21 protein-coding genes are annotated in these 24,874 nt (G+C 72.0%); 9 read left to right on the top strand and 12 right to left on the bottom strand.

What is annotated here, in order from left to right; all coding sequences use genetic code 11:
* Window positions 1–45: 45 nt before the first annotated feature.
* Genes ORV05_RS19965 through ORV05_RS19955 form a run of 3 tightly spaced genes read left to right on the top strand, consistent with a single transcriptional unit; the run spans window position 46 to window position 1,888 of the window.
* Window positions 46–948 (top strand): SPFH domain-containing protein, encoded by a 903-nt coding sequence (locus tag ORV05_RS19965; RefSeq protein ID WP_268441151.1) that lies wholly within the window; start codon window positions 46–48, stop codon window positions 946–948.
* Window positions 949–951: 3 nt separating this feature from the next.
* A complete protein-coding gene (locus tag ORV05_RS19960; RefSeq protein WP_268441149.1) occupies window positions 952–1,224 on the top strand; it encodes a hypothetical protein in 273 nt (90 codons plus the stop codon).
* Window positions 1,217–1,888, top strand: a complete 672-nt coding sequence (locus ORV05_RS19955; protein WP_268441147.1) for a GPP34 family phosphoprotein — start codon at window positions 1,217–1,219, stop codon at window positions 1,886–1,888. The genes ORV05_RS19960 and ORV05_RS19955 overlap by 8 nt, the downstream gene beginning before the upstream one ends.
* 44 nt (window positions 1,889–1,932) lie before the next feature.
* On the opposite strand, the gene ORV05_RS19950 is transcribed toward ORV05_RS19955, so the two are convergent.
* The 8 genes from ORV05_RS19950 to ORV05_RS19915 all read right to left on the bottom strand — a co-directional run bounded on the left by ORV05_RS19950 (window position 1,933) and on the right by ORV05_RS19915 (window position 10,074).
* Window positions 1,933–2,859, bottom strand: coding sequence for a 5'-3' exonuclease (locus ORV05_RS19950; protein WP_268441145.1), 927 nt, complete (start codon window positions 2,857–2,859; stop codon window positions 1,933–1,935).
* Between the two features lie 79 nt (window positions 2,860–2,938).
* Complete coding sequence (locus ORV05_RS19945) at window positions 2,939–3,451, bottom strand: GTP-binding protein (protein ID WP_268759826.1); 513 nt, start codon at window positions 3,449–3,451, stop codon at window positions 2,939–2,941.
* 144 nt (window positions 3,452–3,595) lie between these two features.
* Window positions 3,596–3,967 (bottom strand): DUF742 domain-containing protein, encoded by a 372-nt coding sequence (locus ORV05_RS19940; protein WP_268441143.1) that lies wholly within the window; start codon window positions 3,965–3,967, stop codon window positions 3,596–3,598.
* The gene (locus tag ORV05_RS19935; protein ID WP_268759825.1) at window positions 3,964–4,374 is read right to left on the bottom strand and encodes a roadblock/LC7 domain-containing protein; all 411 of its coding nucleotides are present in this window, start codon (window positions 4,372–4,374) and stop codon (window positions 3,964–3,966) included. Before ORV05_RS19935 ends, ORV05_RS19940 begins: the two co-directional genes overlap by 4 nt.
* Complete coding sequence (locus ORV05_RS19930; protein ID WP_268441142.1) at window positions 4,374–6,788, bottom strand: sensor histidine kinase; 2,415 nt, start codon at window positions 6,786–6,788, stop codon at window positions 4,374–4,376. Before ORV05_RS19930 ends, ORV05_RS19935 begins: the two co-directional genes overlap by 1 nt.
* Before the next feature lie 417 nt (window positions 6,789–7,205).
* The gene (locus ORV05_RS19925) at window positions 7,206–7,913 is read right to left on the bottom strand and encodes a haloacid dehalogenase type II (protein ID WP_268441140.1); all 708 of its coding nucleotides are present in this window, start codon (window positions 7,911–7,913) and stop codon (window positions 7,206–7,208) included.
* 47 nt (window positions 7,914–7,960) lie between these two features.
* Window positions 7,961–9,136 (bottom strand): glycoside hydrolase family 64 protein, encoded by a 1,176-nt coding sequence (locus ORV05_RS19920; protein WP_268441138.1) that lies wholly within the window; start codon window positions 9,134–9,136, stop codon window positions 7,961–7,963.
* Between the two features lie 251 nt (window positions 9,137–9,387).
* Window positions 9,388–10,074, bottom strand: a complete 687-nt coding sequence (locus tag ORV05_RS19915; protein WP_268441137.1) for a helix-turn-helix transcriptional regulator — start codon at window positions 10,072–10,074, stop codon at window positions 9,388–9,390.
* Between the two features lie 91 nt (window positions 10,075–10,165).
* On the opposite strand from ORV05_RS19915, the gene ORV05_RS19910 reads away from it, so the two are divergent.
* The 3 genes from ORV05_RS19910 (at window position 10,166) to ORV05_RS19900 (ending at window position 14,336) form a co-directional block, all read left to right on the top strand.
* Window positions 10,166–12,529, top strand: a complete 2,364-nt coding sequence (locus ORV05_RS19910) for an ATP-binding protein (protein WP_268441135.1) — start codon at window positions 10,166–10,168, stop codon at window positions 12,527–12,529.
* Between the two features lie 224 nt (window positions 12,530–12,753).
* Window positions 12,754–13,650: a universal stress protein gene (locus tag ORV05_RS19905; protein WP_268441133.1), complete on the top strand. Its 897-nt coding sequence runs from the start codon at window positions 12,754–12,756 to the stop codon at window positions 13,648–13,650.
* 11 nt (window positions 13,651–13,661) lie between these two features.
* Window positions 13,662–14,336: a CBS domain-containing protein gene (locus ORV05_RS19900; RefSeq protein WP_268441131.1), complete on the top strand. Its 675-nt coding sequence runs from the start codon at window positions 13,662–13,664 to the stop codon at window positions 14,334–14,336.
* A 99-nt stretch (window positions 14,337–14,435) separates the two neighbouring features.
* Here ORV05_RS19900 and ORV05_RS19895 read toward each other — a convergent pair whose 3' ends face one another.
* On the bottom strand, window positions 14,436–14,846 hold the full coding sequence (locus ORV05_RS19895) for a pyridoxamine 5'-phosphate oxidase family protein (RefSeq protein ID WP_268441129.1): 411 nt from the start codon (window positions 14,844–14,846) through the stop codon (window positions 14,436–14,438).
* Between the two features lie 132 nt (window positions 14,847–14,978).
* On the opposite strand from ORV05_RS19895, the gene ORV05_RS19890 reads away from it, so the two are divergent.
* From ORV05_RS19890 to ORV05_RS19880, 3 genes are read left to right on the top strand one after another with little or no spacing between them, the layout of a single operon-like run.
* Window positions 14,979–15,575 (top strand): CBS domain-containing protein, encoded by a 597-nt coding sequence (locus tag ORV05_RS19890; RefSeq protein WP_268441127.1) that lies wholly within the window; start codon window positions 14,979–14,981, stop codon window positions 15,573–15,575.
* Window positions 15,576–15,580: 5 nt separating this feature from the next.
* Entirely contained in the window at window positions 15,581–16,489 is a 909-nt protein-coding gene (locus ORV05_RS19885) for a universal stress protein (RefSeq protein WP_268441125.1), read from the top strand.
* Window positions 16,486–18,855 carry a phosphoketolase family protein gene (locus ORV05_RS19880; RefSeq protein ID WP_268441123.1) on the top strand — a complete coding sequence of 790 codons (2,370 nt, stop codon included), beginning with the start codon at window positions 16,486–16,488 and terminating at the stop codon, window positions 18,853–18,855. The genes ORV05_RS19885 and ORV05_RS19880 overlap by 4 nt, the downstream gene beginning before the upstream one ends.
* A gap of 72 nt (window positions 18,856–18,927) precedes the next feature.
* On the opposite strand, the gene cydD is transcribed toward ORV05_RS19880, so the two are convergent.
* Genes cydD through ORV05_RS19865 form a run of 3 tightly spaced genes read right to left on the bottom strand, consistent with a single transcriptional unit; the run spans window position 18,928 to window position 24,739 of the window.
* A complete protein-coding gene (cydD, locus tag ORV05_RS19875; protein ID WP_268441122.1) occupies window positions 18,928–22,320 on the bottom strand; it encodes a thiol reductant ABC exporter subunit CydD in 3,393 nt (1,130 codons plus the stop codon).
* The gene (cydB, locus tag ORV05_RS19870) at window positions 22,317–23,330 is read right to left on the bottom strand and encodes a cytochrome d ubiquinol oxidase subunit II (protein WP_268441120.1); all 1,014 of its coding nucleotides are present in this window, start codon (window positions 23,328–23,330) and stop codon (window positions 22,317–22,319) included. Before cydB ends, cydD begins: the two co-directional genes overlap by 4 nt.
* Before the next feature lie 8 nt (window positions 23,331–23,338).
* A complete protein-coding gene (locus ORV05_RS19865) occupies window positions 23,339–24,739 on the bottom strand; it encodes a cytochrome ubiquinol oxidase subunit I (protein WP_268441118.1) in 1,401 nt (466 codons plus the stop codon).
* Window positions 24,740–24,874: the final 135 nt, after the last annotated feature.

Here is a 24,874-nt window from a genome sequence, read left to right as displayed (position 1 = left end):
CTTGAACTCGTCGGGGCAAGCAGGATGTCCGAGAAAGGACCATCGATGACCGAAACCGTCGTTGCGATGCCGGAACCGCGGACCCGGGAGCGCGTCGTCCACGCCGCGCCCGGGTTCCTCATGTTCTTCGCCGGGGTGGTACTGATCCTCGCCGGCATCGGGGTGGTCGTGGCCGCCGCCGTTCGTGGCTCCGGCTGGCTCGGCGGCGCCGGGCTGGCCATGCTGCTCGTCGGGGTGGCGATCATGCCGGGCCTCACCGCGGTCGCGCCCGGCGAGGCGCGCGTGGTGCAGTTGCTCGGCCGCTACACCGGCACGCTGCGCAAGGACGGCCTGCAGTGGGTCAACCCGTTCGCCGTGCGGCGCCGCGTGTCCACCCGCATCCGCAACCACGAAACCGGCGTCGCCAAGGTCAACGACGCCGACGGCAACCCGATCGAAATGGCCGCCGTGGTGGTCTGGCAGGTCGAGGACACCGCGCAGGCACTGTTCGAAGTGGACAACTTCGTCGCGTTCGTGGCCATCCAGACCGAAACGGCGGTCCGGCACATCGCCAACGCCTACCCGTACGACACCCAGGAGCCGGGCAAGCTTTCCCTGCGGGACAACGCCGAGGAGATCACCGAGAAGCTGAGCGAGGAGATCGGCGCGCGGGTGGCCTCGGCCGGGGTGAAGGTGATCGAATCGCGGATCACGCACCTGGCCTACGCCCCGGAGATCGCGCAGGCCATGCTGCGGCGCCAGCAGGCGGGTGCGGTGGTCGCCGCGCGCCAGCGGATCGTCGAAGGGGCCGTCGGGATGGTCGAGATGGCGCTCGACCGGCTGGCCGAGCACGAGGTGGTCGACCTGGACGAGGAGCGGAAGGCGGCGATGGTCAGCAACCTGCTCGTGGTGCTCGTCGGCGACCGGGACACCCAGCCCGTGGTGAACACCGGAACCCTCTACGCCTGACCCGTGGCCACCGAGCGGAAGAAGATCCTCCTGCGGCTCGACCCGGCCGTGCACGACGCGCTGGCCCGGTGGGCGGGAGACGAACTGCGCAGCACCAACGCGCAGATCGAGTTCCTGCTGCGCCGGGCACTGGCCGAGGCCGGGCGGCTGCCCCGTGACGTCGGGCGGATTCGCCCGCCCGGCAGGCCCCGTAAATCCGAAGACGGAGAAGACAGTGCGGACCAGGCAAACAAGGCAGACCGTGCAGACAGTCCGGACAGGGAAAGCGATGGCTGAGTCGTCCTCGTCGTCCTCGTCGTCCTCGTCGTTGTCGTCGTTGTCGTTGCCGGCGAAGATGTTCCTGCTGACCTACGATCCTCGACGGGACCGCTTCACCGCGCGCGCCGAACTCGGCTACCTGCTGCGCGCGGCCGCGCTGGCCGACCTCGTCCTGCGGGGGCATCTGGCCGACGAGTCGGGCAAGGCGTGGCCCGTGAAACCCTTCACCGGCGCCGATCCGGTGCTGGGCGAACTGTGGGGGCGGATCACCGGCGCGCGGCCGCGCTCGTGGCGGCGCCAGCTGGGGCCGGGCCGCCGGCAGACCCTCCGTTCCGTGCGCGACCAGCTGGCCGACGCCGGCCTGATCGGACTGGAACCGCGGCGCGCGCTCGGCCTGATCCCCTACTCGAAAGTAACCGTGCGTGACCAGGCATCGGTCCGCTCGCTGGGGGAGCGGGTCGGCCGGGCGATCCGCGGCGACGAGCCCGCCGTCCGGGTGGCGCCGGACTGCGCCGCGCTGGCCGCCCTCGCCGCGTCCGCCGGGCTGCGGGTGGTGCTGAAGCTGGGGGAGCGGCGCCGGTACCGTCAACGGCTCGCCGAGCTGGCCCGCCCGATCGAGCCGATCTGCACCGCTCTGCGCAGGGCCGTCGAGCTCCAGCAGGCTGCCTCGTCCGGGAGCTGATGAAGGTTATTTTCCTGCGGTGAACCCCGGTTGCGGGTGGGAAACTACCGGGACAGGGCGGCGAGCAGTCGCTGCGCCGAACCGCCCAGGTTCCACCGCCGTGTGAGCTCGGCCACCCGCTCCGGATCGGCGGGCCCGCCGGGCACTTCGTCCGGCCCGGACAGGGTCACCGGCGCGTCGGCGGCCACGCGCACCACGCGCGGCGCCACGGACAGGTAGTCCTCGGCGGCGGTGAGCTTCAGGCGCATCTTGAGCGGTAGCTCGCCGCTGCCCGATTCCGCCGCCTCCAGCAGCGCTTCCACCGAGCCGAACCGGCTGATCAGCTTCGCCGCGGTCTTCTCGCCGATACCCGCGACCCCGGGCAGGCCGTCGGACGGGTCGCCGCGCAGCACCGCCATGTCGGCGTAGGCCGGGCCCGCGGAGTCCTTCGGCAGCGCGTACCGTTCGGCGATCTCGCCGGGCCCGAGCACCTCGGCCTTCGCCCAGCCCTTGCCCACGTAGATCACCGACGCCGGGGTGGGCACGTCACGGACGAGCTGGAACAGGTCGCGGTCCCCGGTGATCACCTCGACCGGCGAGGCCGCCTCCCGTGCGGTGAGCGTGCCGATCACGTCGTCGGCCTCGTAACCGGGGGCTTCGGCGGTGGCCAGACCGACCGCCTCCAGCAGTTCCAGGATGACCGGGATCTGCGGGGTGAGGGTGTCCGGCACCTCTTCGGCGTTCGCGTCCGGGTCGGCCACCCGGTGCGCCTTGTAGCTGGGCAGCAGCTCGACCCGGAAGGCCGGCCGCCAGTCGGCGTCCAGACAGGCGACCAGGCGTGACGGGCGGCGGTCGGTGAGGATCCGCGCCAGCGTGTCGGCGAACCCGCGCACCGCGTTGACCGGGGTGCCGTCCGGGGCGGTCATCGACTCGGGCAGCGCGTAGAACGAGCGGAAGTACAGGCTCGCGGAGTCCAGCAGGGCTAGCGTCACGCACCCAGCCTGCCAGACCCGCCCGTGCCTCTACACCTGGGCAGCGCCGTGAGGGGACCCCTCACGGCGTCGCGGCGCGTCAGGGCAGAGGCGGGGCGCCTGCCTTCGCGCGGTTGGCCGTCATGATGTGCTGGATGAGGGTGACCAGCACCAGCTTGGTCGATTCGCGATCCCGGGCGTCGCACAGCAGCACCGGCACGTTCTGGTCCACCTCCAGCGCGCTGCGCACCTCCTCGGTGCCGTAGCGGTAAGCGTTGTCGAAGCAGTTCACGCCCACCACGAACGGCAGCCCGCGCCGCTCGAAGAAGTCGACCGCGGGGAAGCAGCTTTCCAGCCGCCGCGTGTCGGCGAGCACCACCGCGCCCAGCGCGCCGAGCGCCAGTTCGTCCCACATGAACCAGAACCGGTCCTGTCCCGGCGTGCCGAACAGGTACAGGATGAGTTCGGGGCTGATCGTGATGCGGCCGAAGTCCAGCGCCACCGTGGTGGTGGTCTTGCGCTCCACGCCCGACAGATCGTCGATGCCGGTGGAGGCGACGGTGAGGGCCTCCTCGGTGCGCAGCGGCGGCACCTCGCTGACCGAGCCGACCATGGTGGTCTTGCCGACGCCGAACCCGCCCGCGACGAGCAGCTTCAGCGTCTTCGCGTTGAGGTTGCGCCGGTGCGGGTTCCCGCCGCGCACGCTGGGGTGGGAGAGATCGCCTCGAACTGAAGAGTGCACGTTTCGAGCCGCCAATCAGAGTCTGCGGATGCCATCGAGCACCGCCTGGAGGATGCGTTCGTCGGGGGCCGCCGAGACGGAGGTCGCGCTGCGGAAGATGACGTGCCCCTGCTCGATCAGGTCCGCGAGCAGGACCTTCACGATGGGCAGGGGCAGTTCCAGGTAGGCGGCGACCTCGGCCACGGACAGCGGTTGCTGGCACAGGCGCACGACCCGGGCGTACTCCGGCGGCATGGTGGCCGCGTCGGCGACCGAGGTCAGTGCGACCACGAGGGTGAGCAGGTCGAGTCCGATGTTCTCGGACCGGGTCCGCCCGCCGGTGACGGTGTAGGGCCGGATCAGGGGCCCGGCGGCGTCATCGAACCACGCCTCGTCGGAAGTCGTCATTGGCCACTTTGGTGCTCAACCCTGGGCGCCGCGGTGAGGACCGCACCGACGCGCTTGACCATCATGTTCATCGCGTACGCGACCATCCCCATGTCCGCCTCTTCGGTGGTGAGCAGCGCGAGGCACGCGCCGTACCCCGCCGCCGTCACGAAGAGGAACGCGTGGTCCATCTCCACCACGGTCTGGCGCACGTGGCCGCCGCCGAAATGCCTGCCGGTGCCCTTCGCCAGGCTCTGGAACGCCGACGCGACGGCCGACAGGTGCTCGCCGTCCTCTTCGGACAGATTGGTGGACCGGCCGATGAGCAATCCGTCGGCGGACAGCACGACGGCTCGGTCGGCGCCGGCGACCTGCTGCAGCAGGTCGTCGAGCAACCAGTCCAGCTCGTTGACTCCTGGATTGGTCATCATCTGCGCTCTCCCAAGAAATCGGTGGCGTCTAGGTCCTGCTCGCGGGCACGGCGCGTGCCTGACTGGAACGCGGAGAGCCTGCTCCGGGCCTGGTTGGGATCTTCCACCGGGACCTCGGCGGCCTCCGTCGAAGCTTCGTTCGCGAGCAGTTGTGGGGCCAGGTTCTGCTGCCGCCTGCGGTGGGGCAGGGGCGGCCGGTCCGGTGACATCGGGCCTCCTGGCTGCGGGGCCCGGTTCTCCCCGGCCCGGGTTTCGTGCTGCGGCGGGCGCGAGTGCTGCGGTCGCGCCTGCGGGGTGTGCCCGTGGCGGGCGGCGGGCTGGAACATGTCGTTCCGGCTGGCCGGTTCGGCCGGCGCGGGGCCGTCCGGGGCGGTACCCGAGAGGGTACCGCGTCGCGGCGCCTCCGTGCGGGGTGCGTCCGCCTGCGTCCGTCGCTGCGGCAGGCTGGGATGGTCGCCGCTGAGCGGCTGCTGGGCAGGCACCGCGGCCATCGCGGCCACCGTGGTCGTCGCAGTGGTCGCGGCCACCGCTTCGTCGGCCTCGTCCTCGGGCTGCGGCACCGCGGTGAGCAGTTCGGAGCGGACGAGCACGATGGCACGGGTACCACCGTAGGCGGACCGGCGCAGGGTCACGGTGAGGCCGTGCCGCGAGGCCAGCCGCGCGACCACGAACAGGCCGAGCCGGGGTTCCGCGGAAAGCGCCATCATGCCGAAGTCCGGCGGCTTCTGCAGCATCGCGTTGAGTTCGTCGGACTGGTCCGGCTCGATGCCGAGGCCCTGGTCCTCGATCTCGATCACCACACCGCGGCCGACCTGGTCGGCCCAGATCTCCACGCGCGAGTTCGGCGGGGAGAACGACGTGGCGTTGTCGATCAGCTCGGCGAGCAGGTGGATCAGGTCGGCGACCACCGGGCCGTTCACCGCGACCGCGGGCATCCGGCCGACGTTGACCCGCGCGTAGTCCTCGGTTTCGGCGGTGGCGCCGCGGATGAGGTCGGTGAGCGCGACCGGGTTGCGCCACTGGCGGCCCGGGCGCTCCCCGCCGAGGATGATCAGGTTCTCTGCGTTGCGGCGGGCGCGGGTGGACAGGTGGTCGAGCCGGAACAGCAGGTCCAGCTGGTCCGGGTCCTCCTGCTTGCGCTCCGCCTCGTCCAGCGTCTTGAGCTGCCGGTGGACCAGCACCTGGCTGCGGTGGGCGATGTTGAGGAAGACCTTGTTGGTGCCTTCCCGGGTCTTGGCCTCGTCCACCGCGGCCGCGACCGCGGTCTGCTGCGCCTTGTTGAACGCCTCGGCCACCTGGCCGATCTCGTCCCGCCCGTGTTCGAGGACGGCGACCTCGGTGGACAGGTCCACCTCCTCGCCGTTGCGGACGCGTTCGACGAGGTCGGGGAGCTGGACTTCGGCGATGTCCAGCGTCTCCCGCCGCAGCCGCCGCAGCCGCTGGACCAGCCTGGTCGACAGCCGCCAGGCGAACAGCGACACCGCGAAGGAGATCAGCAGCGTGGCCACCCCGGCCACGATCGCGGTGACCAGCATCTGGTTACCGGTGTCGATCTCGGACTGTGTGGCGTTGGAACTCTGCTGGATGTAGAGGTTCATCAGGGTGCCCGCGACCTGGTTCGCCGCGTCGCGCCACTGCTGCTGCGGCACCGGCAGGGTGACGTGGTTGCCGCCCAGGATCGAGTTCTCGACCTTGGTGAGCGTGGCCCAGGCCGGACTGGCGAGCAGCGCGTCGTAGGCGGACTTGACCGCCGGGATCATCTCGCGGGACTGGCTTTCGAAACCGGCGTGGTAGGCGCCGACGACGCCGACGTAGGCGCGGAACTCGTCGTCGGTCAGCCCGCCGCCCGCGAGCCCGGCGGCGGCGAGCGCGTCACCGCGCGCCATCGCGTCGGCACCGACGAACAGCGGCATCGCCGAGACCCGCAGGTAGGCGGCTTCGGCGTCGGGGGCGCGTTCGGCGACCCCGTTGAGCGCCTCGGTGTACTCGTCGATGATCTGGTTGTAGAAGGCGAAGGCGTCCATCACCGCGGCCTGGCCGGAGTCGACCTTGCCGCGGAAGCCCTGCAGCTGCGCCACGTTGGCGGCGGTCTTTTCGATGGCGGCCTTGACCCGGTCGGGCGCCAGGTCGTACATGTCGCCCAGCACCTTGGACATCTGGGCGGCGGTGGCGTCGGTCTTGGTCCTGGCCTGCAGCAGTTGCGAGTGCACCGTGCCGCGGGTGGACAGATCCGTCAGGGTGAGCTGTCGTTCCACACGGACGGCGGCGAAGAACTGAGCGCCGGGAACGGCGGCGTCGTGCACCTTGCCGATGAACGTACGTGCCGCGACGGCCTGGTAGACCAGGTAACTGGTGAGGGCGACGCCGGAGACCAGCAGGGCGATGCTGGGCACCAGGGCGATCGCGAGCACCCGGGACCGGATCGAGACACGTCCGGTACGCGGTCTGAATGTCTTCTTCAAGGCTCGTGAGGGCCTTCCCGCACTCGTTGTAACTGGCTAGGGCCCCCGCGCCCGGTGGACAGGTCACGCGGAGGAGTCTGAGCGGCTCTTCCAGCGCCCAGGCAGATTAGTCATCGCGGCAACTGTGAGTCAACATTGCGTTTACCATCACCCGAATGTGTCGCACAACACGTCGGGTGGCGATTTTCCAACATCACTGGATTCGTCGCCGGATGAGCACTTTTTCCTCGACTTTTGTGCTCACACGACGAACTCGTACCACCTGGCGCGAAGGCCCGACGACAACTACTGAGAGTGACACCGCTGCTGAGGGGGCCAGGCTTGGTGAACCGGCGCGAGGGCGCCCAACCGGCCGAGCACCCGGGGTCAGGAGAGGAGGGCGTCGGCGAGGGCGGTGAAGCTGTCGACCTTCAGGTCGGCGGTGATGTCGGCGGCCTGGTCGGCCGCTCGGTGCGGGCCCTTTTCGCGGGGGCGCTCCACGAAGGCGGTCCGCAGGCCGGCCGCCGCGGCGCCCTCGAGATCCCACCCGTGCGCGGCGACCATCAGCACCTGGGAGGGCGCCACGTCGAGCAGGCTCGCGGCCGTCCGGTACACCTTCGCGTCCGGCTTGTACGTCTGGGCCAGCTCCGCGGACAGGATGCAGTCGAAGGGCAGCTCCGCCGCCTTGACCAGGTGGGTCAGCAGGGCGAACCCGCCGTTGGACAGTGCCGCCAGCACGTAGCGGGAGCGCAGCCGGCCCAGTCCTTCGGCGACGTCGTCCCACGCGGGCAGCCGGTGCCACGCGCGCACCAGCCGTGCTCGCGCGGCCTCGCCGACGGCATCGGAGAGGCCGCGTTCGGTCAGGATGTCGTCCAGCGACTCGCGGTGCAGCGTGTCGAGGTAGGCCCAGTCGCGCTCGTGCTCGCGGACACGGGCCATCGAGGGCAGGTACCGGTCGCGCCAGTCCAGGGCGAACCCGCCGGGGTCCGCGTCGACGCCCAGGCCCGCGAAGATCTCGCGCGCCTGCTCGGTGACGACGGTGTACCAGTCCACCGTCGTGCCGAAGATGTCGAAGGCCAGCACCTCGGTGTCCATCGCCGCCCCGCATTCCGTCAAGATCGCTGGGCCTTCAGTGAAGCAGGTCAGGCCGCGGTCGCGCCAATGCGGACGCCGAGGACCACGGGATCGCCGGCGATCACCGCGCCGCTGAAGTCCGGTCCCGGCGTGACGTCGTCGTAGGGGAAGGCGTAGCCGCGGTTGTCCGGCAGCTTCGAGTGCACGATGCGGGCGTAGTGGTTGGTCACCGCGTTCTGGTAGAAGCGGGCCGGATCCTCGCCGTCCGGCTGGTTCGGGTTGTCCAGCAGGGTGGTGCGGTTGAGCGCCGCGGCCAGCCGCGGGACGATCGCCCGCCGCGCGTCGCTGCTGCCCGCCGGAATCGCGAACGGCCCGCTGTCGCAGCTCCACACGTCCGCGGTGGAGGGCTTGGCGAAGCTCTCGCCGTTGCCGAAGACGAGCAGTCCGTCGCGGACCCGCCCGGTGAAACTGCCCAGCGCCGGGTTCTGGCTGTCCACCACCAGGTCCTGGCCGCTGTAGCGCTGCCAGACCTGGTCGAGGTAGCCGTCGAGGTAACCGCTGAACGCCTCCGGCCGGTGGTGGGCGCTGAGCACGCGCAGGACCCGGCCGTCCGGCCCGTTCTGGACGAGCTGCGCCCAGTTCGCCCCCTGGGCCGTCAGCTCGGCGGCGATCGGGGCCACCGAGCCGGAGGGCAGCCCCGCCACGGTCCGGGTGCCGGACGAGGCGGTGGTCAGCGACAGGCCCAGCGGCAGCCCGGCGAAGTCGACGTAGCTGATGTTGGCGTAGAGCTGGATGTCGTCGAAGGTGAACTCGGCGAAGGACCAGTTCCGGGTGAAGTTGGGGTCGCTGGTGTTGAGGAAGCTGGGGTGCACCAGGGCCGGTCCCGGGTTGAGGAAGAAGTCGAGCGGTTCGCCGGTGCTCACGTAGATCCGCGCGCCCGCCATCTTCGGCACGCTCACCTGGCGTCCGGCGCCGACCGCGAGGGCGCAGTCCTCCGGCAGCGGGGTGAGCGTCGACGCCGGCGAGGCGGGGTAGTACGGCGTGCCGTCCGCCTTGAGCAGGACCAGCCTGCCGTCCGGGGCGGTACCGGTGACGGTGGCGTAGACCGAGGCCGATCCGGCCTCGTTGACCAGGTTCAGGGTGAACGTGTCCGGCGTGGCCGCCTCGGCGCGCACTGGTCTGGAGAACAGGGCGCTCCCCGTGAGGGCGGCGGAAAGGCCCAGGAACGAGCGACGGGTAAGCACCGGGAATCCCTCCTCGACTAGGGAAATCCCGAAGCTAGCGACGGCTTCGGCCGGCCGTCAACGGACCAGGGGGGACACCGCCTGAATGGTCTAGTCCATTCTGCGGGTGTGTCCGGAGTGGCGCCGGGCGGCGTGGGGATCGCCCGCCGCGCCCGGCGCCACCAGGGGAAGTGCCGTGAGGGGGTCCCGCACGGCGGATACGGCCGTGCGGGGGTCCCTCACGGCACATCGGCTCTTGGGTGGCCGACGCCTCAGATGATTCCTTCGCGCAGCGCGTAGGCGACGGCATGCGTCCGGTTGCGCAGTCCCAGCCGGGACAGCAGCCCGTGCAGGATGTTCTTCACCGTCCGCTCCGAGTAGGTCATCGCCGCGGCGATCTCCGCGGTGTCGAGACCGTTCGCGAGCAGTCGCAGCACCTCGGTCTCGCGCCGGGACAGGCCGCTCAGCGTCAGGTCGCGGGGCGCGAGGACCTCCTGCTGCAGGCGCGACAGCCCCCGCAGCAACGAACCGAGCTGCTCGGCGGGCAGATCGCCCCGGCCCTGGTGCGCGTCGGCGATCGCCCGCAGCAGGCGCGCGGTGGTCGCCTCCGCCCTGGGCACCAGCACCAGCAGTCCGTGCTCGATGGCCGCCCACAGCTGGGCGGGCCGGGTCTGGTCGGTGACCAGCACCAGGCGGGCGTCCGGCGCCTTCTCCGCGATCTCGCGGAGTTCGGGGCCGAGGTCGGACACCGCCACCACCACGTCGGGGCCGGCCTCGTCCTGCGCGTCCACCAGGTGCAGCCCCGGTTTCTCCCGCAGTTCGCTGATCAGGCCGGCACGGACGAACGGATCGGTGGCCACGAGCGAAACCCGGACGGCCGGACGGCGGACCGGCACGGCGTGCAGCTTCGGCCTGCCGTCCTGGGCGGCAGGATCCGCCCACGCACTACGCGAAGACATGCGCACAGCAAACCGAACCTGGCCCCCCAGGGCGAGGCGAAACGACCGGCAGCTTTTCGCGGCGGCAGTTCTGCCGGTTGAATGGACGGTGGTGAACGACGGATGTTTCAACGAAACGGGGTTCGGCGCACTGCTGCTCCGGCACCGGCAGGCGGCCGGGCTGACCCAGGCCGAGCTGGCGGAGCGGTCGGGCGTGAGCGTCCGTGCGCTGCGCGAGCTGGAACGCGGCCGTGCCCAGGCCGCGCAGCGGCGATCGGCCGAGGCGCTGGCCGACGCCCTCGGACTGGACGGTGAACAGCGAAAACGCTTTCTCGGTGCGGGTCACGAGGGCCGCAGGCGAGGGTCTCGGACGGAGGGCTGCGCCGATACGGCCCGATGCCCGCTGCCTCCGGCCGTGCCCGATCTGCTGGGCCGGGACGCGGAACTCGCGCGGCTGCGGGCCGAGGCCGCCGCGGACGCGCCGGGCGGGGTGGTGGTGTCGATCGTCGGGCATCCCGGGGTGGGCAAGACCACACTGGCCGTCTCCGCCGCCCACGAACTCGCGTCCCAGTATCCGGACGGTTCCCTCGCCGTCGACCTGCGCGGCACCGACGACCGGCCGCTGAGCCCGCGCGCGGCGCTGGAACAGATGCTGGGGGCGCTCGGACTGCCCGCAGGGCAGATCCCGGCCGCCGAACCGGAACAGTCCCGGCTGTTCCGGTCCCTGCTGGCCGGGCGGCGGGTGCTGGTGCTGCTGGACAACGCGGCCGACGAGGCGCAGGTGCGGCCCCTGATCGCGGCCGCACCCGGCTGTCTGACCCTGATCACCTGCCGCCGCGCCCTCGCCGGGCTCGAAACGGCCCGCTGGGTGTGGCTGGACCCGCTGGAGGCGCCGGCCGCGGCCGACCTGCTGTCCGCCATCGTCGGCCCCGACCGGGTGCTGGCCGAACCGGAGGCGGCGACCGAACTGGTCGCGCTGTGCGGGAACCTGCCGCTGGCGGTCCGCATCGCGGGCAACCGGCTGGCCACCCGGCCGAACTGGTCCATCGCCTATCTCGCCGGTCAGTTGCGCGACGAGCGCACCCGGCTCAGTTCCCTGTCCGCCGGGGACCTCCAGGTCCGCTCGGCGTTCGAAATGTCCTACCGGCTCCTGTCGCCGTCCGCCCGGCGGGTGTTCCGGCGGCTCGCCGCCATTCCCGGTTCGGGGTTCGGACCGGAACTGGCCGGGGTGGCGGCCGGGATGACCGCGGCGGAGGTCCAGGTCCGGCTGGACGAACTGGTCGACGTGAACCTCGTCCAGGCCGCGGTGATCCCGGGCCGCTACCAGTTCCATGACCTGCTGCGCATCTTCGCCGGGGAACGGCTGGAGGCCGAGGAGGAGGCGGCGCAACGGTCCGCACGGTCCGAGGAGTTGCTGTCCTACCTTCTGCGCACCGCGACCATCGCGGGCAGGGCGTTCGATCCGCCGGTGCTCACCGCGCACCCGTTCGCTTCGCTCGACGAGGCGGCCGAGTGGCTTTACCGGGAGGCGTCGAACTGGCGGGCCGCCCAGCGCCGGGCGGCGGCGGCGGGCAGGCACCGCGAAGTGGTCGACCTGGCCACCGCCATGCACTGGTACTCCGACGGCCGGACGCAGCAGCAGCCCTGGGACGAGATCTTCGCGCTCGGGGTCGAATCGGCGCGGGCGCTGGGCAGCCGCCGGGAAGAGGCGGCACTGCTGAACTTCCTCGGCTGGGCCCGGTACTTCTGCCTCGATGACAACGAGGGCGGGCGGGCCGCCCACGAGGCGGCGCTGGCGCTGGCGGTCGAGATCGGCGACCGGACCGAACAGGCCTGGGCGAGCGCCTCCCTCGGCTCGGTGCTGACGCGGATGGGCAGGCCGGAGGAGGCGCTCGAACACGCGCGGCGGGCCGTGGACCTGTCCGGCGACCTGCCGTTCTGGCTCGGGCAGGGCTCCATCCGCAACGTCCTCGGCACGATTCTGCGGGTGCTCGGGCGGCCCGGAGAGGCGCTCGAGGTGCATCGCGGTCTGCTGGCCGACATCGAGAAGCACTACGACGAGGCGCATCCGTTCGCCCGCCGGTTCTTCCATTCCGCGACACTGCAGTGCATCGGGCTGGCACAGAACGAGACCGGGGACTGGCCGCGCGCGGCGGAGACCTTCCGGCAGGCCAGGGAGCTGTTCGGTGAGGGCGGCAACGCGCTGGAGGAGGCCGACGCCGCGCTGAACGAGGGGCGGGCCCGGCGCGAGGCGGGCCAGTACGAGGCCGCGGCCGAATGCCTCCGGGCGGCGCTTCGCGGGTTCACCGGGGTGACCGCGCGGTGGGCGCGGGCGCGGGCACTGGCCGAGCTGTCCACAGTGCACTCCCTGACCGGGGACGCGGCCGCCGCCGGGCGCTACCGCGACGAGGCGCTGGCGCTGTGCGAGGAACTCGGCACCCCCCAGGCGAGGGCGCTCGCCTGCGAACTGGCCTGATGCCCTGAGTCTCCGGTTGTGCAGCGAGTCTCTGGTTGTGCAGCGGGGCCTGTTTGCTCCGAATCATTCGGAGCAAACAGGCCCCGCTCGAACCGCGTCGGGGATCGGCGCGGCCGATGGGGGAGAAAGTCCTCTGCCTTGATGACGAACGCCAGCGGCCCCGCCCGTGCCCGGCTCGTAGCTTTCTCCCCAGATACCGCCGGGCGCGAGGGGAGTGAGGTGCGATGGCCGGGAATTCCACGGGGCCGATCGTGGTGGGTGTGGACGGTTCTCTCGCGGCGCTGCACGCGGTGCGGTGGGCGGCGGCCGAGGCCGCGCAGCGGCACCGCGGGCTTCGGCTGGTGCACGCCACCGACGACGTGTCGGTCGACTATCCCCGGCCGGCGCCGACCACCGCCGATCTGCACCACGTGCTGCGGATGCGGGGCCAGCACCTGCTGCGCACGGCGCGCGACGCCGCGGTGGAGGTCGCGCCCGGGCTCGATCCGCAACTCGAACTCAGCCACAGCGGCGCCGCCGCCACCCTCGTGGGGGAATCCGCGGCGGCGAGCCTGCTGGTGCTGGCCACCGCGGGGTTGCGGCCGCTCGGACGGGTCTTCGCCGGTTCGGTGTCGATTTCGGCGGTGGCGCACGCGCACTGCCCGGTCGCGCTGATCCGGGGGCACGTCGCCGAGGAGTCGCCGCCGGCCACCGGTCCGGTCGTGGTCGGTGTCGACGGCTCGCCGTCCAGTGAGGAGGCCATCGGCGTCGCCTTCGAGGAGGCCGCCTGGCGGGGCACCGCCCTCGTCGCGGTCCACGCCTGGGACGACAGCTTCCTGGCCGAGGTGTTCGAGGAGGGCCGCTGGAAGCTCGACCGGGAGGCGGTCGAAGAGCACGAACGGGAGCTTCTCGCGCAGCGCCTCGCGGGCTGGCAGGAAAAGTACCCCGACGTGCCGGTGGAGCGGGTCGTGGTGGCCGGGCGCCCGGCCGAACGGCTGCTCGACCTCGCCGATCACGCCCAGCTGATGGTGGTCGGCAGCCGGGGCCGCGGGGGATTCGCCGGGATGCTGCTCGGCTCCACCAGCCAGGCGGTGATGTCCTACGCGCTGTGCCCCGTCCTCGTCGCCCGCCACCACCGGTGACGGAGCACGCGATGGACGGCCTGCTGGTCGCGGACCTGATGACCCACCCGGTCGTCACGGTGTCCCCGATGACCCCGTTCAAGCATCTGGTCGCGGTACTGGCCGAGTACCGGATCGGATCGGTCCCGGTGATCGACTCCTACGGGCGGCCGATCGGCGTGGTCTCCGAAACCGACCTGCTGGCCAAGGAGGAGCAGCGCGGGGTGCTCAAACCGCCGTCCCTGCTGGCCAGCGGCCGCCGCTGGCGGCACTGGGACAAGGCCCGCGGCACCACAGCCGACGACGTGATGACGCGGGAGGTGCAGACCATCCGGCGCGACGAGTCCGTCTCGGCCGCCGCGCGGCGGCTCGTCGACGACGACGTGCGCCGCCTCTACGTGGTGGACGGTTCCGGACGGCTGGTGGGCGTGCTCGCGCGACGGGACGTGCTGCACGTGTTCCTGCGCGACGACGACGAACTGCGGGCCGAGATCGAGCGGGCGGTGTGGCGCTGCGTCGGCGACGAGCCGGACCAGGAACCGGCGCGGGTCAACGTGCGGGTGGTGGACGGCGAGGTCACCCTCACCGGCAAGGTGCGGCGCCGCAGCCAGGCCCGGCGCGCCGCGGAAGTGGTCGAGGCGATTCCCGGCGTGGTCGCCGTCTACAACGAGTTCCGGTTCGCCGAGGACGACGTCGTGGCGGGCTGAGCGCCCGCCGGTGCTCGCCGGTCGCCCGTGCTCGCCCCCTCACCGTCCGCACGGGCGTTGGCCGTGAAGGGACCCTTCACGGCTCGCCCCGGTCCCCACTCAGGCGGGCTGCGCCCCGGCGAGGGCCAGTTGCCGCCCGGTGAGGATCTCCACGTGGATCCGCAGGTAATGCGGCCGCTCGCCCAGCGGCCAGGGCCGCCGCCGGGGATCGGTCAGCATGACCACCTCGTCGATGTCGGTGACCGGCTCCACCCAGCCCACCGCGACCACGCTCCAGCCCATCCGGGCCTCGGGGTCGACGTCGTCCGCCTCGAAGGCGACCACCTCGCCGTTCAACCTGCTCATCGCCCCGTGGCGGGTGGTCCGCACGATGATCTCGCCGCCGCGGTACAGGAAGTTCACCGGACGGATCGCCGGCAGCGCCCCTTCGGAGAACACCAGCCTGCCGACGGGGACCGAGGACAGCAGCGTCTCGCATTCGGCGCGCGAAAGCGATCGCAGTTCCTTCATCGCGCCAGTCTCGCGCCCGCCCCTTTCCCCCGGTGAGGGTAGTAAGTCCCCAAAGCCGGGGACGCTCGGCCGCTGCCTCCCGCGCCCGCCGTTCGTAGCGTGTTGATCAGGAAATCGCGAGGAGAGAACACGATGCGGGCACAGGACATCATGAGCAGGCCGGTGGTCACGGTGACCCCGGAAACGCCGGCCAAGCGGGCCGCGGAACTGCTGTCGAGCCACGGGTTCACCGCCCTGCCGGTGACCGACGACGACGATCTTCTCGTCGGGATCGTGACCGAAGCCGACCTGATCGGCGACCGGATCCCGCCCGACCCCCGTGCCCGCGACCGTGCCCACCCGCCCGCGGGCGACACCGTGGGCGACGTGATGACCAGCCCGGCGACCGGGATGAGCCCGGGCTGCGACGTGGCCGAGCTGAGCCGGGCGCTGCTGGACTCGCGCATCCGCGCGATGCCCATTGTGGACGGTGGCAGGGTGGTCGGGATCGTCACCCGCGGGGACATCGTCCGCACCTTCGCCCGCGACGACGCGGAGATCGCCGCGGACGTGCGGCGGCACCTGTCCATCTACGGCGGCCCGGACCGCTGGCAGGTCGAGTGCAAGGACGGGGTCGTGCGCATCCTCGACGAATTCGACAACGCGACGGACCGGCACGTGGCGACCGTGCTGGCCGAAGCGGTACCGGGAGTGGTCAGCGCCGAGACGCTGGCCGGGAACAGGGAATGAGACCGATGACTGACGTGAGCAGTGCCGTGACGGGTGCGATCGTGGTGGGCGTGGACGGTTCGGAGCCCGCCGCACAGGCAGTACGCTGGGCGGCGCGCGAAGCCGCGCTGCGCCACCTGCCGCTGCACCTGGTATACGGGTTCGACCCGATGTTCGGCTACTACGGCGGCGGGCTGCCCGCGCCGCAGAGCCTGTTCGACGAGCTGGAGGCCTTCGCGCAGGGCAAGCTCACCGAGGCGGCCGACCTCGCCCGCGAAATCGGGCCGGAGCTGCGGATCACCACTTCGCGGCCCAACCAGCCGCCCATCCCGGTGCTGCTGGAACTGGGCAAGAAGGCCGAGATGATCGCGCTGGGCGCCTCCGGGCGCGGCGGGTTCACCGGGATGCTCGCCGGCTCGACCACGATCGCGGTGGCCGCGCACGCCGCCTGCCCGGTGGCCGTGGTGCGCACGCGCGACGACGGCACGGTGCCCGCCGACGGCCCCGTGGTCGTCGGGGTGGACGGCAGCCGTACCAGCGAGCGGGCACTGGGCGTGGCGTTCGACGAAGCGTCCTGGCGGGGCGTGCCGCTGATCGCGGTGCACTCGTGGAGCGACGTCGACTACCTGACCAGCGTGCCGGTCGAATACGCGCTGCTCGAACAGGAACCGCCCGACGAGGAGCAGCGGCGCGTGCTGGCCGAAAGCCTGGCCGGCTGGCAGGACAAGTACCCGGACGTGCAGGTGGAGCGCGTGGTGGTGAAGGACCGGCCGCGGCGCCAGCTGCTCGAATGGGCGGGCAAGGCGCAACTGGTCGTGGCGGGCAGCCGGGGCCGCGGCGGGTTCACTGGCATGCTGCTCGGCTCGACCAGCCAGGCGCTGATCCACCACGCCGGCTGCCCGGTGCTGATCGTGCGCCCGGAGCAGGCCGGATGAGCGTGCCCGCGCGGACCCGGCCCGCGGCGCTCACCGCGGTCGAACTGTCCCAAGTGGACGCGCAGTGGCGGGCCGCGAACTACCTGACGGTGGGCCAGATCTACCTGATGGACAACCCGCTGCTCGCCGAAGGGCTGCGCGCCGAGCACGTCAAGCCGCGCCTGCTCGGCCACTGGGGCACCTCGCCGGGACTGAACTTCGTCTACGCCCACCTGAACCGGCTGATCGTGGCCCAGGACCTGGACATGATGTTCGTGACCGGGCCCGGCCACGGCGGCCCGGCCCTGCTCGCGAACACCTGGCTGGAGGGCAGCTACCCCGAGGTGGCGCCGGAGGCTTCCGCCGACGCCGAGGGGATGCGGGTGCTCTTCCGCGAGTTCTCCTTCCCGGGCGGGGTGCCGAGCCACGTGGCGCCGGAAGTGCCCGGCTCCATCCACGAAGGCGGCGAGCTCGGCTACTCGCTGGCACACGCCTTCGGCGCCGCCTTCGACAACCCGGACCTCATCGTGGCCTGTGTCGTCGGCGACGGTGAGGCCGAAACGGGGCCACTGGCGACCAGCTGGCACGCCAACAAGTTCCTCAACCCGGCGCGCGACGGGGTGGTGCTGCCGATCCTGCACCTCAACGGGTTCAAGATCGCCAATCCGACCGTGCTGGCGCGCATCTCCCCCGAGGAGCTGGACCAGCTGCTGCGCGGCTACGGCTACGCGCCCCACTACGTGGAGGGCGACGAACCCGAGCGCATGCACCAGCTGATGGCCGCCACCCTCGACGAGGTGCTCGCCGAGATCCGGCGGATCAAGGACAATCCCGACGGGCAGCGGCCGCGCTGGCCGATGATCGTGCTGCGCACACCGAAGGGCTGGACCGGTCCGTCCGAAGTGGATGGACGCAAGGTGGAAGGGACCTGGCGCGCGCACCAGGTTCCGCTGCCCGCAGTCCGCGAGCACCCGCACCACCTGCGGGCACTCGACGCGTGGCTGCGCTCGTACCGGCCCGAGGAGCTGTTCGACCCGACGGGGGCGCCGAAACCCGAGGTGACCGCGCTCATCCCGCGCGGCGCCCGGCGCATGGGCGCCAACCCGCACGCCAACGGCGGGCTGCTGCTCCAGCCGCTGCGGCTGCCCGACCCGGCCGCGCACGCGGTCGCCGTCCCGCGCCCCGGCACCACCAGCGCCGAACCCACCCGTGTGCTCGGCGAGTACCTGCGGGAGGTGTTCGAACTCAACGACACCCACCGCAACTTCCGCCTGTTCGGCCCCGACGAGACGGCATCCAACCGGCTCGACGCGGTGTACGAGGCCACCGGCAAGGACTGGCAGGCCGTCATCGAACCGGTCGACGAGCACCTCACCCGGGACGGGCGCGTGCTCGAGGTGCTTTCGGAACACCTGTGCCAGGGCTGGCTGGAGGGCTACCTGCTGACCGGGCGGCACGGGCTGTTCTCGTGCTACGAGGCCTTCGTGCACATCGTCGACTCCATGGTCAACCAGCACATCAAATGGCTGCGGGTGAGCAGGGAGATCCCGTGGCGCCGTCCGATCGCCTCACTGAACTACCTGCTCACCTCGCACGTCTGGCGGCAGGACCACAACGGGTTCTCGCACCAGGACCCCGGTTTCATCGACCACGTGGCGAACAAGAGCTCCGAGGTGGTGCGCGTCTACCTGCCCCCGGACACCAACACCCTGCTCGCCGTGGCCGAGCACTGCCTGCGCAGCCGCGACTATGTCAACGTGATCGTGGCGGGCAAGAACGACAGCCCCAACTGGCTCGACACCGAACAGGCGGCACTGCACTGCGCCCGGGGGGCGAGCATCTGGGAATGGGCGAGCCTGCACCCGGAGCGCGAACCCGACGTGGTGCTCGCCTGCGCCGGCGACGCACCCACCACGGAGGTGCTCGCCGCGGTCACCCTGCTGAGGCGGTACCTGCCGGAGCTGGCCGTGCGGGTGGTCAACGTGGTCGACCTGATGCGGCTGCAGCCGGACACCGAGCATCCCCACGGGATGAGCGATCGGGAGTTCGACGCGCTGTTCACCACCGACCGGCCGATCATCTTCGCCTACCACGGCTACCCCTGGCTGATCCACCGGCTGGCCTACCGCCGCACCAACCACGGCGATCTGCACGTGCGCGGGTACAAGGAGCGCGGCACCACCACCACGCCGTTCGACATGCGGGTGCTCAACGACATGGACCGGTTCCAGCTGGTCATCGACGTGATCGACCGCGTGCCCGGGCTGATCCGCAGCGCCGGGAGCGTGCGGCAGGCGATGACCGAGACCCGGGAGCGGCACCGCCGCTGGATCGTCGAACACGGCGAAGACCTCCCCGAGATCCGCGACTGGTCCTGGACCGCCTGAGGGACTGGGAAAAGCCGTGAAGGGTCCCTTCACAGTCGTATCGACTGTGAAGGGACCCTTCACGGCCAACACTCAGGCGGCGGAAGGGGGGATCCGGGCCGCGGAAGGGGGGACTCGCGGGGAGAGGGTGACGACGGGCAGGGCCGGGAAGTCGGCCGGGCGGTGGGTGACGATGACGGCGGGGCGGCCGCCGGTCAGTTCCGCCAGATCGGCGGCGAGCGCGCTCGCCGTGGGGCCGTCGAGATGCGCGGTCGGCTCGTCCAGCAGCAGGAACGGGCGGTCCGACAGCAGCGCCCTCGCCACGCCGAGGCGCTGCCGTTCCCCGCCGGAGACTCCCGTGCCGTGCGCGCCCAGCGGCGTGTCCAGCCCCTCGGGCAGCCCGGCCAGCCAGTCGCCGAGCCGGGCCTGCTCCAGGCAGCGCACCAGTTGCCCGTCCGTGGCCCGGGGCCGGGCGAGCAGCAGGTTCTCCCGCAGCGTGCTGTCGAACAGGTGGGTGGCGGGCCCGCACCACCCCAGCTGCTCTCGCACCGCGTCGCCCGGGCAGGACAGCGTGTCGACGCCGTCGATCCGGACGTGCCCCGCGGAGGGGTCGAGATAGCGCATGATCGCCGCGAGGGTGCTGCTCTTGCCCGAGCCCGATGGTCCACACAGGACGGTCGCGCGGGGGCCCGCGGCGAGGTTCACCCCGCGTACCGCGTCCTCCGCCGCACCCGGCCACCGCACGGCGAGGCCGCTGGTGGCCAGCGTGGCGGCGGGCACCGGGACCGCGCGGGGCCGCGCCGGTTCGCTGCTCGGCGTCGCGGTCGCGTCCAGTTCGCTCAGGCGGCGGGCGCTGTGCCGCGCGCTCAGGAACCGTTGTGCCGCTTCGGGAAGCGCGGCGACGAGCTCGGTCGCGGCCAGCGGGGTGAGGGCGAGCACGGCGAGTGCGGGGCCCGGCAGGCGGCCGGCCGCCAGCGCGGCGATCCCGGCCGCGAGGCAACCGATCATGGTCGCCCCGATCGCGAGCGTGCCCACCCCGGCGCCAAGGCCGCGCGCCGCGGCAGAGCGGCTCAGTGCGCGGGTCAACTCGGCCGAGACGCCGCGGAGCGCCTCGTGGCGGCGGCGCGCGGCACCGAAGGCGATCAGATCCGGTGCCGCCTCCAGGATTTCCACCGTGCGGGAGCCGACCTCGGCGCGCAGCGCGGTGGTGTCGCGTTCGGCCTTGCGGGCCGCGAGCGCGGACAGGGCGGGCGCGAGCAGTCCGGCGCAGGCGAGGCCGCCCAGCACGACCACACCGGCCTCCGGCAGGAGCGCGCCGAGCGCACCCGCCATCCCGAGGCCCACCAGCCCGGTCGAGACCGCGGGCACCAGTACCCGGACCAGCACGTCCTGCTGGCTGTCCACATCGGACACCACGCGAGTGAGCAGGTCGCCCCTGCGCAGGTGCTCGGTGATCGCCGGGCCCAGCCGCACCAGCGTGGACCACACCCGGACCCGCATCCCGGCCAGCGCGCGCAGCGCGACGTCGTGGGACAGCAGGCGTTCGGCGTACCGGAGCACGCCCTTGGCCACGCCGAAGGCGCGCACGGCGACGATCGCGACCGTCAGGGACAACACGGGCGGGTGCAGGGCGGCCGCCGAGATCAGCCACGCCGAGGTGGCGGTGAGCGCCACCGCGCTGCCCAGGGCGCCCGCCCCGGCGAGGCAGGCCAGCGCCAGCCGCCCGCGGTAGGGCCGCACCGCCGAGCGCAACCACCTCTCGGACCGGTTCCGGCCGTAGTGAACATCCCTTGCTCCACTCGCCGCCTCCTCCGGCGCCGGTGCGGCGGGTGCGGGAGGAGGCGGCGCGACGGCCGGGCGGGGGTGCGCGGGCGGTGCGGGCAGGCTGACGACTTCGTCGCAGACCCGCAGTACCGCTTCGCGGTGGGTGACGATGACCGCGGTACGGCCCCGGAGCAGGGCGGGCAGGCGGTCGAGGATGGCGGCCTCGGTGTCCGCGTCGACCCCTTCGGTGGGCTCGTCGAGCAGCAGCAGGGGCCGGTCGAGCAGCAGCGCCCTGGCCAGCGCCACCCGCCGTTGCTGCCCGGTCGACAGCCCGGCCCCGAGCTCGCCCACCGGGGTGCCCAGCGGCACGTCGAGCCCGGCGGCCTCGGCCGCGCGCGCGACCTCGTGCGCGCTCGCCGCGGGGCGGCCGAGCCGGATGTTGGCCGCCACCGTCCCGGCGAGCAGGCGTGGCCGCTGCGGGACCCACGCGACGCGTTCCCGCCAGGCCGTTCCGTCCAGTTCGGCGAGGTCGACGCCGTCCACGTAGACCTGGCCGGAATCGGGCGGGTACCAGCCGAGCAGCAGGTCGAGCAGGGTGGACTTGCCCGCCCCGCTGGGCCCGGTGACGCCGAGGACCCGACCGGGTTCGATGCGCAGGCTCACCCCGTCCAGCACGGGCGCCGAGCGTCCCCGCACGGTGACACCGCGCAGCCGCAGCGGGACGCGGGACGGGTCGGGCGCCGGGGCGCGGTGCGGTCGCGCGCCCGGTTCCTCGTCGAGCAGGGCGAAGATCTCGTTCGCGGCGGCCACGCCTTCGGCGCTGTCGTGGAACCGGGCGCCGACCGCCCGCAGCGGCAGGTACACCTCGGGCGCGAGCACCAGCACCACCAGTGCGGTGGACAGGTCAAGGCCGCCGTCCAGCAGCCGCAGCCCGACCGACACCGCGATCACCGCGACCGACAGCGTGGCGAGCAGTTCCAGCGCCAGCGCGGACAGGAACGCCACCCGCAGCGTCCGCATGGTCCGCACGCGGTAGCGTTCGGTGATCTCGCGCAGGCTCCGGCGCTGCGCACGGGCGCGGCCGAACGCGGTGAGCACGGACAGTCCGGCGACCAGGTCGAGGAAGTGGTTGCCCAGCACCGCCAGCGTGCGCCACTGCTTGCCGACCTCGCGTTGCGTGTACCGCCCGATGAGGATCATGAACAGCGGGATGAGCGGCACGGTGACCGCGACGATGACCGCCGAGATCCAGTCGGCCCACAGGATCCGCGCCGCGACCACCGCGGGCACCACCGCGGCGACGAGCAGCTGCGGCAGGTAGCGGGCGAAGTACCCGTCGAGCCGGTCCACGCCGCGGGTGGCGAGGGTGGCCAGTTCGGCGGGGGAGCGCCCGGGGACGCGGCTCGGCCCGCTGCCGAGCGCGTGGCCGATCACCGCGGCCCGCAACTGGGCCAGCACCGTGGCCGACGCCCGGTGCGCCGCCGTCTCCGACAGCCACGCCACGACGGCGCGGCCCGCCACGACGAGGGCGAGCAGGCCCAGCGGCACCGACAGCCCGGCCAGTCCGGTGCCGCCGAGGAAGGCCCGGGTGATGGCGGTGGCCAGCAGGCCGGACTGGACGAGCACGAGTAGCGCGGTGGCCACGCCGAGCGCCGCGCACACGAGAACGAACGGCCGGGCGGCCCGCGCGTGACGCAGCAGCCGCGGGTCGAGCGGCTTCATGCGCTGAGCTTTTCGGTCGGCGGCCGGGCCGGTGCGCTCACCCGCTTGCGGAACACCCAGTACGTCCAGGCCTGGTAGGCCAGCACGATGGGGGTGAACACCGCCGCGATCCAGGTCATCACGGTCAGGGTGTAAGGCCCGGACGAGGCGTTGGTGGTGGTCAGGCTGTAGGCCGGGTCCGTGGTCGAGGGCATCACGTCCGGGTAGAGCGAACCGAACAGGGTGGCGGTGACGGCCACGATGGCCACCGCGGTGAACAGGAACGCCCAGCCCTCACGGCCGCGGACGGAGGCGGCCACCCCGGCGACGAGGCCCGCCGCGGCCACCGCGAGCGGCGCCCACGTCCAGCCCTTGCCGTGCGCCAGCTGGGTCCAGACCAGAAACGCCGCGCCGAGCACGATCGCGACGGCGCCGAGGGAGAAGCTCAGCCTGCGGGCGCGCTCGCGCACCTCGCCGCCGGTCTTCAGCGCGAGGAACACCGCGCCGTGCAGGGCGAACACCGCGAGCGTGGTGAGCCCGCCGAGGATGGCGTAGGGGTTGAGCAGGGTGAGGAAGTTGCCGGTGTACTGGTGCTGCGCGTTGATCGGCACGCCGCCGACGATGTTGCCGAAGGCCACGCCCCACAGCAGCGAGGGCAGCGCCGAACCGATCACGATCACGATGTCCCAGCCCCGCCGCCAGCGGTCGGTGTCGACCTTGCCGCGGAACTCGAACGCCACCCCGCGCACGATCAGCGCCGCCAGGATCAGCAGCAGGGCGATGTAGAAACCGGAGAACAGGGTCGCGTACCAGACCGGGAAGGCGGCGAAGGTCGCGCCGCCCGCGGTGATGAGCCAGACCTCGTTGCCGTCCCACACCGGACCGATCGTGTTGATCATGACCCGGCGGTCGGTGTTGGTCCGCCCGAGCACCGGCAGCAGCATGCCGACCCCGAAGTCGAAGCCCTCCAGCACGAAATAGCCGGTCCACAGCACCGCGATCAGCAGGAACCACACATCGGTGAGGGCCATGAGCGCTCCTAGTACACCAGGACCGGGGGCTTCTCGATGTCCTTTTCGGACTCCGGCGCGGGCGGGGCGGGCGGCGGCGGGCCCGCCTTGGCGAACCGCGCCATCAGCAGGAAGTCGATCACCGCGAGCACCCCGTAGAGCACGGTGAACCCGATCAGGGAGGCGAGCACCGTGCCGGGGCCGACGAGCGGGGACACCCCGTTCGCGGTCTTGAGCACGCCGTAGACCACCCACGGCTGGCGGCCCATCTCGGTGAACACCCAGCCCAGCGCGTTGGCCAGGAACGGCAGCACCAGCGCCGCCAGCGCCGCTCGGTAGAACCAGGCCGAGCGCGGGATCCGGCCCCTGCGGAACACCCACAGCCCCACCAGCGCCAGCAGCCCCATCAGCAGCCCGAAGCCGATCATCAGCCGGAACGACCAGTAGGTGACCGGGATGTTGGGTGCGTAGTGGTCCGGCCCGAACCGCGCCGTTTCGGCGGCCTGCACGTCGTTGATGCCCTCGACGGTGCCGTCCCAGTGGGTGGTGGCCATGAACGAGAGCAGCCCGGGGATGCGCAGGCTCCACACCTCCTTCGACCCGTCGAGCGAGCCGATGGTGAACACGGAGAACGACGCGGGCGCCACGGTCCGGTAGAGCGCTTCGGCCGCCGCCATCTTCATCGGCTGCTGTTCGGTCATGATGCGGGCCTGGATGTCCCCGGTGACCGCCACGCCGATGCCGGCCACCAGGATGGTCACCAGCCCCAGCCGCATCGACGGCCGGAACACCTCGGGCGCGTTGCCGCGCCGCAGATGCCAGGCGCTGACCGCGACGAGCAGCACCCCGGCGGTGACGAACACCGCGGTCAGGGTGTGGAAGATGGCGCCGAAGGCGGTGGAGTTGCCCAGCAGGGCCCAGAAGTCGCGCATTTCGGCCCGCCCGGTCCGCGGGTTGACCACCGAGCCCACCGGATGCTGCATCCACGAGTTGGCCACCAGGATGAACCCGGCCGAGAGCATGGTGCCGAGCGCGGCGAGCCAGATCGTGGCCAGGTGCACCTTCTTCGGCAGCCGGTCCCAGCCGAAGATCCACAGACCGATGAAGGTGGATTCCAGGAAGAAGGTGAGCAGCGCCTCCATGGCCAGCGGGGCGCCGAAGATGTCGCCGACGAAGGCGCTGTAGTTGGCCCAGTTCATACCGAACTGGAATTCCAGCACGATCCCGGTGACCACGCCGAGCGCGAAGTTGATCAGGAACAGCTTGCCCCAGAACTTGGTCATCCGCAGGTAGGGCTCCTTGCCGGTGCGCACCCAGGCCGTCTGCATGCCCGCGACCAGGCTGGCCAGGCCGATCGTCAGCGGCACGAAGATGAAGTGGTACACGGTGGTGATCCCGAACTGCCACCGCGCCAGATCGAGTGCGTTCATCCGGCTCCTCCCGGGCGAGACGACCATCACAGCGTCTCTGGCGGCCGTCGCGTCGAGCGAGGGCACTTGGTCACCGAGCGGCGGGGACCCCGGTCACCGGCATTGGGGAAGTACGGCCGCGTCGGCGCGGCCCGG

Origin of the sequence: Amycolatopsis cynarae (assembly GCF_026802195.1) — a bacterium.
In the GTDB taxonomy this organism is placed as follows: domain Bacteria; phylum Actinomycetota; class Actinomycetes; order Mycobacteriales; family Pseudonocardiaceae; genus Amycolatopsis_E; species Amycolatopsis_E rhizosphaerae.
This window is presented reverse-complemented; position numbering and strand designations above follow the sequence as displayed.

Excerpts from the sequence above, each read along its gene's own strand:
- ORV05_RS19965 (WP_268441151.1), top strand. The coding sequence starts at position 46 with ATGACCGAAACCGTCGTTGCGATGCCGGAACCGCGGACCCGGGAGCGC.
- ORV05_RS19895 (WP_268441129.1), bottom strand. The coding sequence starts at position 14,846 with ATGAAGGAACTGCGATCGCTTTCGCGCGCCGAATGCGAGACGCTGCTG.
- ORV05_RS19900 (WP_268441131.1), top strand. The coding sequence starts at position 13,662 with ATGGACGGCCTGCTGGTCGCGGACCTGATGACCCACCCGGTCGTCACG.
- ORV05_RS19925 (WP_268441140.1), bottom strand. The coding sequence starts at position 7,913 with ATGGACACCGAGGTGCTGGCCTTCGACATCTTCGGCACGACGGTGGAC.
- ORV05_RS19905 (WP_268441133.1), top strand. The coding sequence starts at position 12,754 with ATGGCCGGGAATTCCACGGGGCCGATCGTGGTGGGTGTGGACGGTTCT.
- ORV05_RS19945 (WP_268759826.1), bottom strand. The coding sequence starts at position 3,451 with ATGGTCGGCTCGGTCAGCGAGGTGCCGCCGCTGCGCACCGAGGAGGCC.
- ORV05_RS19865 (WP_268441118.1), bottom strand. The coding sequence starts at position 24,739 with ATGAACGCACTCGATCTGGCGCGGTGGCAGTTCGGGATCACCACCGTG.
- ORV05_RS19880 (WP_268441123.1), top strand. The coding sequence starts at position 16,486 with ATGAGCGTGCCCGCGCGGACCCGGCCCGCGGCGCTCACCGCGGTCGAA.
- ORV05_RS19940 (WP_268441143.1), bottom strand. The coding sequence starts at position 3,967 with ATGACGACTTCCGACGAGGCGTGGTTCGATGACGCCGCCGGGCCCCTG.
- ORV05_RS19890 (WP_268441127.1), top strand. The coding sequence starts at position 14,979 with ATGCGGGCACAGGACATCATGAGCAGGCCGGTGGTCACGGTGACCCCG.
- ORV05_RS19885 (WP_268441125.1), top strand. The coding sequence starts at position 15,581 with ATGACTGACGTGAGCAGTGCCGTGACGGGTGCGATCGTGGTGGGCGTG.
- cydD (WP_268441122.1), bottom strand. The coding sequence starts at position 22,320 with ATGAAGCCGCTCGACCCGCGGCTGCTGCGTCACGCGCGGGCCGCCCGG.
- ORV05_RS19915 (WP_268441137.1), bottom strand. The coding sequence starts at position 10,074 with ATGTCTTCGCGTAGTGCGTGGGCGGATCCTGCCGCCCAGGACGGCAGG.
- ORV05_RS19935 (WP_268759825.1), bottom strand. The coding sequence starts at position 4,374 with ATGACCAATCCAGGAGTCAACGAGCTGGACTGGTTGCTCGACGACCTG.
- cydB (WP_268441120.1), bottom strand. The coding sequence starts at position 23,330 with ATGGCCCTCACCGATGTGTGGTTCCTGCTGATCGCGGTGCTGTGGACC.
- ORV05_RS19955 (WP_268441147.1), top strand. The coding sequence starts at position 1,217 with ATGGCTGAGTCGTCCTCGTCGTCCTCGTCGTCCTCGTCGTTGTCGTCG.